Consider the following 11360-nt stretch of genomic DNA (forward strand, 5'->3'; position numbering starts at 1 on the left):
CCCGGTCTCGGGGCGTGTGACGAGCACCGGCGGGCGGGGTGGAGGGGCGGCCGGCGGTCGGCAGTCGCTTCGCCGCGCACGGTCGGCGGAGGCGGGTGTGCGGACGCGCGGGTGTGCCGGTGCCTCTGCCGGTGTGCGCACCCCGGCCACCGTCCGTCGACGAGCAGTGCAAGCTGGTGCCCTCGACCTGATACGACCCGGGACGAGGGCAGGACGGAAGCAGGATGGGTAGCAGGGTGGGCAGAAAACCCATCGCTGCGGGGACAGTTGGGAGAGGACGTATGGCGTCGATGCGACAGATGCGGTGCAGGCAAGCGGAGTGGAGGCAGCTCCAGCCCGGGCAGTTGCGATGGAGGAAGGCGCGGTGGTCGGGAGTGGACAGGACGGCGGCAGGGTTACCCGTCGCGGTGCTGTTGGCGCTCTCCCTGGGTGCCACCTGTGTGGTCATGGCGCAGGCCCCGCCGGCGGTCGCGAGCGCCGTCCGCCCGGGTCCGGCGGCGCCTCCGGCCCGTACGCCGGACCCCGTCACACCCGCGACCGCGAGCATCCGGCTCAGCGAGGGGCAGATCGGCGAGACCGGGCCCGGTGGGAGCATCATCTATCCGAGCGTGACGAGCTGTCTGACGGTGACCGTCCGCCTCCGGGACGGTGGAAAGGTCGGCGCGCACGCCAGCTTGTTCCAGGTGCCGGGGGAGTACCGCTCGGATCGCATCCTCACTGTGGTCAAGCAGCGGATCGGGGCGCGAGCGGTACGGGCGGTGGAGGTCAGAGGCGCCGTCGGTGCCTGGGACCCGAGCTACTTCATCAAGGCGATCGAGAGTTACGCAGAGGGTGAGCAGGTGCCCGTACCCACTGCGCCCGACCCGAACGGCCTGGCCAGGGTGGTGGGGAACGCACTCCGGGTGCCGCCGGCAAAGGTGACGGTCGAGGATCTGCCCGACGGCGACCAAAGGGTGGACTGAGTCGGTCGGGCGGGCACTCCCCTCAGCTGCACTGCCAGGTGAACATCGCGCGGTCGAAGCGCCGTCGGGCCAGGTCTTCGGGGCGTATGAGCCAGTAGAGGGCACCGCAGTCGCCCCACATCATGTCCGCGTCGTCGTCCGTGTCGAACTGGGCGAGCAGCACCCAGCGGAGGGCCTCCTCCTCGATACGGGGGTCGTCCCACGGCGGGCTGCCCAGCGCGCCGCGGGCGACCTCGGACTCCACCTCGTCCTGCACCGGGTGCGCATGACCGCCGATCCGGTGCTCCGCGCCCTCGAAGTGGTCCCACAGTGCCTCCTCGAACTCCTCGTCCCACACCGGGTGGGCATCGGGCATCGGCGCGAACTCCCGGTAGACCGCCGGGTGCAGGGAGTACGGTGCCGTCGTCTCCACGCGCGCCGTCAGCGCCACCTCGGGGTACGGCCGAAGGGCCTCCGGTGCCGTCCGCTCGGTGACGCGGACACCGGCGGGCAGGTACAGCACGCGCGCTCCCGCCCAGCTGTCGGGCTCATGGGGCGCGACCACTGCACAGCCGTCGTCCAACTGCCCGTCGAAGTAGAAGAAGGCCAGGGTGCCGTCCGCCGGCAGGACGATATCGAGGGCGGCCGAGGGGAGTGCGGCACAGTCGAGGGAAGCGACGAAGGAGAGCGGGCCATGCCCTTCCCATATGGGCCACTCCTCGTTCTCCGGCAGCTCCGGCAGACCGCCGAGCCGCCCGACGACCCGGTCGGCATCCGCGGCCTTCTCCAGGCGCAGTCCCGGGCGCAGCAGACCGATCCACCGCTCGGCGATCTCGTGGGGAAGGTGCTCACGGGCGAGTGTGTGCAGCGCGTCGGCAGTGCTCTGTGTCATGTCGGCCATCATGCACGGGACCACTGACAACGGCGGTTGTTGTCCACAGGCGTGGGCCGACGGCCGTGTCGAAAACGATGCCCGGCGCGGGCCGGGACACACGGCGGGCGTGATTAGCCTTGGTGAATCCGCGCGCCAGGGGGTGCGGGGGAGGTGCGGGGCGAAGGTGGGGGTGCGATGGAGGCCGCGGTGAAGCCGTTCCTGATGGTGGTCGAGGATGTCTTCGTCCTGCACCAGGGCAGGGTGGTCCGGGCAACCGGCCGAATCGAGCGCGGCCGGGTCCGTACAGCCGACCAGCTGGAGATCGTTGGTTTCGGCGGCGGCGTGATCACCCGCGTCGCCGGGATCGAGGCATGCCGGCTACAGATCGAGGCGGCGGATGCGGGCATGAACGTGGGGCTTCTGCTGCCAGGTGTGACGACGGGAGCGGTGGAACGGGGACAGGTACTCGCAACACCGGGGTCGATCGCCGCACATCTCGCCTTCGACGCGGAGATCGTGCTGCTGCCGGAGGACCAGGGCGGCGCGGAGGTGCACAGCGGTGCGGACCTCGACTTCTTCCTGCACGCTGGAGCCGTACGTGGCAGGGTGACGCTGCCTCCCGGAACGGTCACCCTGCACCCGCTCCACCTGGCCACCGTGGCGGTCACCCTAGAGCACCCCGTAGCTCTTGAGCGCGGCCGGACTTTCGCTTTCCGTCATCACGGGCGCGCCGCCGGCTCGGGGACCGTGACCCGCCTCCGGACCCTGCCCTGAGTCCCATGGGCGGGCGGCCTTTCGCATCCTGGATGACGGGACTCTGTGCCGTGAGGCCGTGTTCTTCGCCGGGGCGGCCGAGGGCGGCTACGGAGCGTTCACGACCTGCAGTTGCTAGGTGACGCCCGCGTCCTCGTCGGGTACCCAGCGCAGCACATCGCCCGGCTGGCAGTCGAGGGTGCGGCAGATCGCGTCCAGCGTCGTGAAGCGCACTGCCTTCGCGCGACCGTTCTTCAGTACGGCGATGTTGGCGGGTGTGATGCCGACGGCCTCGGCGAACTCGCCGACCGACATGCCGCGTTTGGCGAGCTGGACGTCGAGGTCGACGATGATCGCCACTAGACCACCTCGGCGATTTCGGTCTGCAGATCCGTCGCCTTGTGCAGGAGGCTGCGCAGGACGGCGACGAGCATCGCGAACGCGGCCCCCACGCCGACACTCGCCATCGCCGCGGCCAGCGCGCCGAGCAACTCCATACCGTCGTCGGGCGAGGGGATGTCGGTCACGGCCAGATGCACGGTGACCCCGATCGCCAGCAGTGTCGCCACGACCGCGGACCCGATGATGGTGTCGACCCACCGGAAGGCCCGTGAGGTGAAGATCGCATCGCGCTGGACCATGGTGAGCAGCATCCACACGGCGGCGAGGGCGACTTGGACGCAGGCGATCCCGACGATCGCCACCGCCACGTAGGGCGCGGCGAACGGGGCGTACGGAGGGAAGCTGTCGACCTCGTCGGCTGCCGTGGTCGGAATGACCACGGCCTGGCCGAACAAGCCGAACAGGATCGCTGCGGCGATGGCCACGCGGAGGGCGGCGATATAGATCCGATGCATGTATCGATTATCGATGGCTTCCTATCGAAAATCAATCGTTGGCGGGTGCCGGGGTGCCGGGGTGCCGGGGTGCCGGGGTGCCAGGAGCCGGCGAGCGACTGCTGTGAGGTGGCCGGGTGCCGTTCACGCGCTCTCCGTGGACGGCATGCTGTCGGGAGTGGGCGCGGGGTCGAGGAACTTCGCTGCCTTGGCGGCGAGTTGGCGGCCGAAGTAGGCCGCGGCGTCGTCGGGCCGCATACGGGCGAGAGTGACCAGACCGGTGATGACCACGTCGGCGACCTCGGCCTGTACGTCCTGCCAGGTGTGGCTGTCGCCCTTACGGGGGTTGGTCCCACGAGCGCCGATGACGGCCTGGGAGGCCTCCCCGGTCTCCTCGGCGATTTTCAGCACCTGCAGCGTCCACTGCTGTACGGCGTCCAGACCGCGTTCGTCGTCATGGCCGGTGAAACGCCGGGCAAGCCGGGCGACGGTGTCCCAGGTGTCACTGTGCAGAGGGGCGTCTCCTGGGGTGGCGTGCTTCAGCGGGAGAGAGGAGGGGAGGGCAGCGCCCGTGGCCGCTGCCGTCCGGGCGGGTGCGTCATCGGCGGTGGGGAAGAGGCCCGCGTGGCGGCGCACCAGGTCCCGGGTCGAAGGGGCCATTCTCAGGCGTGGCATGACCTCTGGCCGGAACCAGTGCAGCAGGACTCCTTCGGTCAGGTGCAGGGCCGCGGGGTCACCCGTCCAGAGGCCGGCGAAGATCTGGATCGGGATGGTCGTGCCGTCGCCCGCCCGGGCCTGTTCCACGGCGAAGGGGACGAGGTCCGGGATGTCGAGGCCGGCCTCTTCCCGTAGTTCGCGCCTGATCGTGTCCTCCAGGGAACGATCACCTGGTTCACGGCCGCCGCCGAGCAGGGACCACGATCCCGGCTCCCAGATGCCGGGGATGTCGTCCCGGAGGTGCAGCAGGTACGCGCCGGACCCGTTGTGGATCAGTGCCGAGGCGTTCGCCCGCCGGCACTCCGACGGCAGGGCCGTGTCGGTGGGGGAGGGCTGCTTGTTCACTGGTGCACCTTCCTGGAGTTGGAGCCGGAGTTGGACGTGGAGTCGGCGTCGGGGCCGGCATCGGAGTCGGGCGTGGCGGTTCCGGCGGCCTGGTAGCCGGCTGCCTGGAGGGTGAACATCTGGGCGTAGTCGCCGCCGAGGGCCATGAGCTGCTGGTGTGAGCCGGCTTCGACGATCCGGCCGGCGTCAAAGACGTAGATCCGGTCGCATTCGACGACGCTGGCCAGCCGGTGCGAGATCAGCACGGTGATCTGGTCGGCCCGCGCCTTGTTGCGCAACACCGCCTGGTAGACGGCGTGTTCGGCTTTGGGGTCCATGCTCGCGGTCGGTTCGTCGAGCAGGAGCACGGGAGCGTTCTTGTAGAGCCCTCGTGCGACGGCGATCTTCGCCCACTGTCCGGCCGACAGCTCCTGGCCGCCCCGGAACCGTTTGGACAGCACCGCCTGCCAGGTGCCCGGCAGACCGGCGATGACCTGTTCGGCTCCGGAGGCCCGCGCCGCGTCCAGCGCCCGTTGGGGGTCGGTGTCGGTGAGCGTGCCGCGGGAGACCGTGAGGTTCGCCAGGGCGCTGAAGGGGAAGTGCACCGGGTCCTGGAGCACGGTCGCGACACGGGCCTGCAGCGACTCGGAGTCCATGTCCCGCACATCCACCCCGTCCCAGCGCACCGTGCCTTCGCCTGCCTCGTACAGCCCGGCGATCAGCCGTGAACAGGTGCTCTTCCCGGAGCCGTTGACGCCCACGAAGGCGACCGTCTCCCCGGCGTGCAGCGTCATCGAGACAGCGGTCAGGGCGGGCGTCTCCTTGCCGGGGTAGGTGTAGCCGACGTCCTCCAGGGTGAGGGCGGCGACGTTGGCCGGTGCGGTCAGCGCACGCCGCCGGGGCTGTAGTCCTCGGCAGCGTTCCTGGAACCTCAGAAGGTCATCGACCCACATGGCGTGTTCGTAGACGAGGTGCGCCACGTCCACGAAGCGCGTCAGCGCGGTCTGTCCGGTCTGGATCGCCAGGACGGCCCCGGCGCCGGCGGCCAGCGGCAGCCACCCGGCGATCAGCATGGCGCCCAGGGCGATGTACGTGATGCCGGTCCCGATGCCGCCCACGGCCCGGCCGACCAGCGTCAGTACGGCCGAACTCATGCCGAGGCGGGTGTCCTCCTCGGCGATTCGGGCGGTGAGGCGGCGGTGCTCGTCCAGGAGGGCGTTCTGGGCGGTGTCGGAGCGCAGTTCGGCGGCGGCGTCCCGCTCCAGCAGCAGCCAGGAGAAGACCCGCACCCGGCGCTGGAGCGAGTTCCAGCGCTTGAAGCTGTGGAACCGCGCCCGCGCCGTGCGGACGGCGGCGGCGCCCACCGGCAGGACGGACAGCAGGAGCAGCGGGAGGAGGGCGGGGTGCAGTGAGGTGAGGACGCCGGCCGTGCCGACCAGCCCGAGGAGCGTGGAGGCCAGGGTGACGACCTGGCCGACGATCTGCCGGGCATAGAACAGGCCGCGGTCGGAAGCGCGGTAGGCGTCGTCGTGCCAGTCGGCGTCGTCGACGACCTCCAGCCGGACATGCGCGGTCAGCCGCAGGAAGTCACACTCCAGCGCGGTGCGGATCTTCGGCGTCACCCGCGCCTGCGCGACGGCGACCCCGGCCTCCAGAAGCGCCCGCGCGGACAGGAAACCCACCACGAGCAGGATCTGCGGCACCGCGCTGCGGACCTTGTCCGGCGTCGGCCCGTGACCGAACAGCTCCCGCAGCACACCCACCGAGGCCACCAGCCCGCAGGCCGCCATCGCCGCGGAGACCAGCTGCAGGACCACGACGGCCAGCGTGGCCGAGCGGTCCGCCTGCCACGCCAGCCGGCCGATCTGTCCCACGATGCGCGGCAGCCGCACCAGCACCTCGCGGACCGTCGACTGGGCCGCGGCGCCGTCGTAGACCGACCAGTACGCCTCCTTGAGCTCATCGGCCATATCGCCGTCCGCCGGACCCGTGGGCGCCGTCGTCGGCGGCAGGCCCAGTGGTTCACGGCGGGGACCCGGCACGCCGGCCCGCTCATCCGGTGACGAGGACGCGGACCCTCGCGTGGTGCTCATGCCCACCACCCCCGGTCCATACGGGAGGAGCGGCCGGCACGGTGCGCCGAAGCGTCAAGTACGCGCACGGGGCGGGCGGTCGGCGGCAGCGCGGACTGCCGCCGTTCGAACCGAAGAGGGCCGGTCACGGGGAGGGACGCACAATCCATGGCTTCTCCAGGAGGGCGGTCGTGGGCACAGGTGCTCTAAAGAACGGCCCGTTCCGCTCCCTGTAACGGGTGATGAGGAGTCAGATCATGGATGCATGTTCTATTGGGCGATGCTGGGCTGGCGAGGCCTTGGCGGCGGGCCCGGACCGTCTCTCGAACGGTGTGCATCACCCCATCGTGGGATTGCGCGGCCCTGGCGGCGGAGGTCGGACCGACGGGCCGGTCCGTCCGGGCCAGGACCTCATCCCCGTGCCGAGACCGTCACCGTCACCGGCCCCGAGGCGCCTGCCCGCGCTCGAACCCGGATCGTGCCGCGCTCCCCGGCGGGTACGACGCGTGGCCAGGCCGTGGCCGGGCCGCGCACCGACACCTGCCAGCCGGCTGCCGTAGCGGGAGTGGACAGCTCGCTGACACCGGAACGCCCCGAGGGGGCGTAGGTGAGGCGGAACGTCCGCGTCGCGGGGGCGTAGTCCCGTTCGCGTACCGTGCCTGCGACCGCGGGGGCGTAGGGGCGCGCGGTCTGTTCCTTGTTGGCGAGGAAGCGGCCGTCCTTGTCGACGGCGCAGTAGCCGCCGCCGTAACACCACTCCCAGCCCGACCAGCCGGAGCTGTAGCGGTCGAGGGAGGCGAGGGCGTCGCCGTAGAAGCGCGCCATCTGGGGCAGTGAGCTGTCCCGGGGGCCCCACTCCCCGATGACGACCGGAATGTGCTGGGCGCTCGGGTAGGCCGTGACGGCGTCCTCGTACGCTTCCAGCCAGCGCGCCGACGGGTCGTAGTCGCCGCCGGCTTCCATGGTGGCGTTGTAGAAGTGCGGTGCGTAGACGACCTTCGGGTCGTGGATGCGGCCGAGGCCGGTGGGCAGGCCCTCGCCGACGATCGGGGTGGGTTCGACGAACAGCCTGTGGTGGCGGTCGACCGTGCGGATCGCACGCGCGACCCGGTTGTACATCGGGGTGAGCTGCTCGGACTCGATGCGGCGGGCGGCTGCCGGGAGGTCCTCGCCCGTACGCTGCCGCCCCATGGGCTCGTTGATCACGTCATAGCCGAACACGGCGGGGTGGTGGCCGAAGCGCTCGGCGAGCACGCGCCACATGCGGGCCTGCGCCCGCTGGAGGTCGGCGTCCTCGTAGAGATGCTCGAAGGCGGCCTGTACGGCGGGCTCGAAGTACTCGGCGAACCAGTCGTCCGGGTGCGGGGTGAAGGGCAGCCCGTCGGTGCGGGTCGCCCACTCGGGGATGCCCCGATGGCCGAACTCGGGCCCGAAGACGTCCTGATGGGCATCGATGACGACCCGGACGCGCCAGCGGTGGGCCCAGTTGAGGACACGTTCGATCTTGCGGAGGTAGCGTGCGCTGTAGTGGCCGGGCCGGGGTTCCAGGTCGTCCCAGAAGACCAGCAGACGCGCGAAGTCGAAGCCCTGGTCGTGCAGATCGCGGAAGTGCCGTGGGGTGATCGCGCTGAGCGCGTCCGCGCCACGGTGCGCCTTGTCCCCGACGTTCCAGCCGCGGAGGGTGAGAGCGCGCCCGCGGTCGTCGGTGAGCGGCGGCGGTGTCGGGGCGGTGACGGTGGCGCGGTGGCGTGTGCCGCGCCCGGTAAGACCAGGGCGGCGACGGTGGCCAGGGCCACCCCCACCGCGACGAGGAAGCGGCTCCTGAACGTGATCCCCGCAGGCTTCACACTCACACCGACACGACCTTCCGAAGAGATGGCCCTCGACCCCTGCCCCCAACCTGGACCGCGGGTTCCCGGCACGGCTTCGCCTCCGCCATGGCCTCCCGCTCCGCCACGGCCTCGCACTCCGGACGGTCCGTCCTCCGGTGGGCTCAGACGGCCCGGTCCGCCGCGGGCAGGCGGGCCCAGTGCGTGGCGCCGTCCTCGTGGCTGCGGGTGCCGTGCGCGGTGGCCAGCGTGTCGACGATGTCCAGGCCGCGACCGTGTTCGTCCTGGGCGCAGGAGGCCGCCCAGGCTCCCTTGTGCGGACTCGGGCCGCCGTCGGTGATGCCGACCCACACCCGCCTGCCCGTCTGCTCACGCAGTACGTGCAGGGCCAGTGGCGGCTGCGCGTGCTCGACGGCGTTGGTCACCAGCTCGGACACCACCAGCAGTACCGAAGCGGCGGCGTCCTCGGTGACCTGCCAGCGGTGCAGCAAGGACCCGACGATCCGGCGGGCGTGTCCGACCGACTCCGGTCGGTGTGCGAGCCGGCACGTCGTGTGGTTGGCGGAGAGGGGGACGTCAGCGGAGCCGGCGGGCGGGGCACCGCCTGGCCGGTGCTGCCGTCGGCGGAGCTGAGCGTCGGTTTCCGGAGGAGGCGGGATCAGGGCGTGGATTTCCATGGTCGTCTGCCGGAAGTGAGGCGTCAGTGATGTCCGTGATCGAACGCATTCAGCGTGCACGGTGACCGCACCGCGAAACAGGCGGAGAATTACGTGAATCACCACCTAGGTATCGGCTACCTACCCGTTCGGCGCTCTGAGCTGGGCAAACAGGGGCACTGCGGCGGCCGGACGCCTCCCGAGGGCTGAGGCGGGCACGTCCTGGGCACCGCCCGCGTGCGCGTAGGCACGCTGCGGGTACCCCGTGGGTGCGTACCCCTACGGGTATTCCTCCCCTCACAGGATTGCGCCGCTGCGCACAGGATCGCTGTCACGACGTCCGCGAGCCATCCGGGGAGAATCCATCAACACCGCCGACCAGGACGACGGATCATGTGCGCACTATCGGGCAGCCCGGCTGCTGCACGACCAGGACGGCCCGTTGGAGGACGTCGCCGGCCGGCTGCTCCACGCCGAACCCGGCGGAAGGATCTGGGTCGTCGGCGCGCTGCGTGCCGCGGCACGCCTGGCCACGGCTCGCGGTGACACCGAAGCGGCTGTGACGTACCTACGGCGGGCGGTACGCGAACTGCCCGCCTCGGGGCAGGGCGCGCTCCTGGCCGAACTCGGCCAAGTGGAGGCCCCGGCTCATCCGGCGGCAGCGGTACGGCACTTGTGCGCATCGCTGGACGAGCTTGTCACCCCATCGGCACGGCAGGACGTGCTGCCCGTACTGGCCGACGCCCTGGCCCGCGGACAGCGCGGCTGCCAGGCGGCCGAGTTGCTCGAACGCGAGGCCCGGGTACTGGCCGCGGCCGATCCGCCGCGTCGCGATGCCGCGTTCGGCCTGCGGCTGCAGCGCGTGCTGATCGAGATGGATGACCTGGACAAACGGCCGTCGATGAGCGAGCGACTGGCCGAGCTGACGGCCGACAGCGCCCACGAACCGGACCGAGGACAGGGAAGCCGGCCGGCACACGACGAGGACCGGGACCGGGTACGGGAACGCGAACGGGCGGTGCGGGCCGTGCAGGCGGCACTCGCGGTCGGCACTCCTGCCGACGCGGCCGCCGTGGCCTCGTACGCGTGTGACGCGCTGGGCGGACCGCTGCCGCAGGACGGGGCCGCCGTCTCCGTGACCGGGCCGGCCCTCCTGGCCCTGGTCTGGTGCGACCGCTTCGACGAGGCCACGGACTTCCTCAACCGGCTGTCGGAACAGGCCCTGTGGTACGACTCCGCTCCGGCGCGGACGCTGCTCTCGATGGGCCGATGCGAGGCGGCCTACCGTACCGGCCGCCTGCAGCCTGCCCTGGAGGCCGCCCGCCAATGGCTCGACCTGGCCTCGGCCTCGCACGGGAACCCCATGGTGCCCCTCGCGGTCGCCGGAGTCCTGCGCGTACTGGTGGAGACCACGGGACGGCGTACGGAAGCCGGGACGCTGCTGCGCTCGGCCGACCCCGAGCGGTACGGCACCGGCTGGCAGTGGGCCCACTTCCTGGAGGCGCGGGCGCGGCTGCATCTGGCGCACGGCGACCTCCAGAGGGCCCTGGACGACCTCCAGGAGTGCGGCCGCCGCCAGATCGCCTGGCAGCGCGACAACCCCGCCATCCTCCCGTGGAGGTCCCTCGCCGCCTTCACCCACCTCGCTCTGGACCGCCCCGAGCAGGCCGCCCGCCTGGCGCACCAGGAACGGGAGCAGGCCCAGGACTGGGGCACACCGCGCGCGCTGGGCATCAGCCTGCGCACCGTCGGCATGACCACACGCGGCCACCACGCCCTGAAGCCGCTGGAGGACTCGGTGGGCCTGCTCGAAGAGGCCGGAGCGGCCCTCGAACAGGCCCGGTCGCTCGTCGAGTACGGCACCGCGCGCTTCGCGGCCGGGCACACCCGGCTGGCCCGCGAGGTCGCCTTCCAGGGGCTGGCCCTCGCCCGGCAGTGCGGGGCCGTCGACCTCGCCGACCTGGCGCGCGACCGTCTGCGCGCGTTCGGTGCCCGGCCCCGGAGAGCGCACGCGACCGGGGTCTCGGCCCTGACCGAAAGCGAACGTCGCGTCGCGGTGCTGGCCGCCCGCGGGCTGACCAACCGGGAGATCGCGGAGACCCTGTTCATCACACGGCGGACCGTCGAGAACCACTTGACCGGCACCTTCCGCAAGCTCGGCATCACGGGAAGGCGGGAGCTGGCGCCCTTGCTCGCTCCCGAGGGGCGGTCGTGACGGGGCGGCAGGCCCCGTCGGCCGTCGTGGGAGCGGGGGCCGGCCTGGTCGGGACCGTCCGTCAGGGAGCTGTCCGCGGCCGTCCGTCGCGACGGGCCCGGCCGCGGCCGTCCGTGCGGCACAGATCGGAAGAGCACACGTAA

10 protein-coding genes are annotated in these 11360 nt (G+C 71.6%); 3 read left to right on the plus strand and 7 right to left on the minus strand.

Annotation, left to right across the window (positions count from 1 at the left end):
* The first annotated feature begins 374 nt into the window (after positions 1 to 374).
* Positions 375 to 962 (plus strand): hypothetical protein, encoded by a 588-nt coding sequence (locus ACWC9R_RS30375; RefSeq protein ID WP_450736289.1) that lies wholly within the window; start codon positions 375 to 377, stop codon positions 960 to 962.
* Between the two features lie 22 nt (positions 963 to 984).
* On the opposite strand, the gene ACWC9R_RS30380 is transcribed toward ACWC9R_RS30375, so the two are convergent.
* On the minus strand, positions 985 to 1833 hold the full coding sequence (locus ACWC9R_RS30380; RefSeq protein ID WP_450736291.1) for a YwqG family protein: 849 nt from the start codon (positions 1831 to 1833) through the stop codon (positions 985 to 987).
* Between the two features lie 177 nt (positions 1834 to 2010).
* Here ACWC9R_RS30380 and ACWC9R_RS30385 point away from each other — a divergent pair, with 177 nt between their 5' ends.
* Positions 2011 to 2589 carry an EF-Tu/IF-2/RF-3 family GTPase gene (locus ACWC9R_RS30385; RefSeq protein WP_450736293.1) on the plus strand — a complete coding sequence of 193 codons (579 nt, stop codon included), beginning with the start codon at positions 2011 to 2013 and terminating at the stop codon, positions 2587 to 2589.
* Positions 2590 to 2703: 114 nt separating this feature from the next.
* On the opposite strand, the gene ACWC9R_RS30390 is transcribed toward ACWC9R_RS30385, so the two are convergent.
* The 6 genes from ACWC9R_RS30390 to ACWC9R_RS30415 form a co-directional block, all read right to left on the minus strand.
* Positions 2704 to 2928, minus strand: a complete 225-nt coding sequence (locus ACWC9R_RS30390; RefSeq protein WP_450736295.1) for a helix-turn-helix domain-containing protein — start codon at positions 2926 to 2928, stop codon at positions 2704 to 2706.
* Positions 2928 to 3425, minus strand: coding sequence for a DUF2975 domain-containing protein (locus tag ACWC9R_RS30395; protein ID WP_450736297.1), 498 nt, complete (start codon positions 3423 to 3425; stop codon positions 2928 to 2930). Before ACWC9R_RS30395 ends, ACWC9R_RS30390 begins: the two co-directional genes overlap by 1 nt.
* Positions 3426 to 3548: 123 nt before the next feature.
* Positions 3549 to 4466 carry an NUDIX domain-containing protein gene (locus ACWC9R_RS30400; RefSeq protein ID WP_450736298.1) on the minus strand — a complete coding sequence of 306 codons (918 nt, stop codon included), beginning with the start codon at positions 4464 to 4466 and terminating at the stop codon, positions 3549 to 3551.
* Positions 4463 to 6538, minus strand: coding sequence for an ABC transporter ATP-binding protein (locus ACWC9R_RS30405; protein WP_450736300.1), 2076 nt, complete (start codon positions 6536 to 6538; stop codon positions 4463 to 4465). Before ACWC9R_RS30405 ends, ACWC9R_RS30400 begins: the two co-directional genes overlap by 4 nt.
* A 390-nt stretch (positions 6539 to 6928) precedes the next feature.
* On the minus strand, positions 6929 to 8416 hold the full coding sequence (locus ACWC9R_RS30410) for a cellulase family glycosylhydrolase (RefSeq protein WP_450736302.1): 1488 nt from the start codon (positions 8414 to 8416) through the stop codon (positions 6929 to 6931).
* 94 nt (positions 8417 to 8510) lie between these two features.
* Positions 8511 to 9023, minus strand: a complete 513-nt coding sequence (locus ACWC9R_RS30415) for an ATP-binding protein (RefSeq protein ID WP_450736303.1) — start codon at positions 9021 to 9023, stop codon at positions 8511 to 8513.
* Between the two features lie 421 nt (positions 9024 to 9444).
* Between ACWC9R_RS30415 and ACWC9R_RS30420 the strand changes: the two genes are divergently transcribed.
* Complete coding sequence (locus ACWC9R_RS30420; RefSeq protein ID WP_450736305.1) at positions 9445 to 11217, plus strand: LuxR C-terminal-related transcriptional regulator; 1773 nt, start codon at positions 9445 to 9447, stop codon at positions 11215 to 11217.
* Positions 11218 to 11360 lie beyond the last annotated feature (143 nt).

This window comes from Streptomyces sp. NPDC001219 (genome assembly GCF_053597915.1).

Excerpts from the sequence above, each read along its gene's own strand:
- ACWC9R_RS30380 (WP_450736291.1), bottom strand. The coding sequence starts at position 1,833 with ATGACACAGAGCACTGCCGACGCGCTGCACACACTCGCCCGTGAGCAC.
- ACWC9R_RS30395 (WP_450736297.1), bottom strand. The coding sequence starts at position 3,425 with ATGCATCGGATCTATATCGCCGCCCTCCGCGTGGCCATCGCCGCAGCG.
- ACWC9R_RS30405 (WP_450736300.1), bottom strand. The coding sequence starts at position 6,538 with ATGAGCACCACGCGAGGGTCCGCGTCCTCGTCACCGGATGAGCGGGCC.
- ACWC9R_RS30385 (WP_450736293.1), top strand. The coding sequence starts at position 2,011 with ATGGAGGCCGCGGTGAAGCCGTTCCTGATGGTGGTCGAGGATGTCTTC.
- ACWC9R_RS30415 (WP_450736303.1), bottom strand. The coding sequence starts at position 9,023 with ATGGAAATCCACGCCCTGATCCCGCCTCCTCCGGAAACCGACGCTCAG.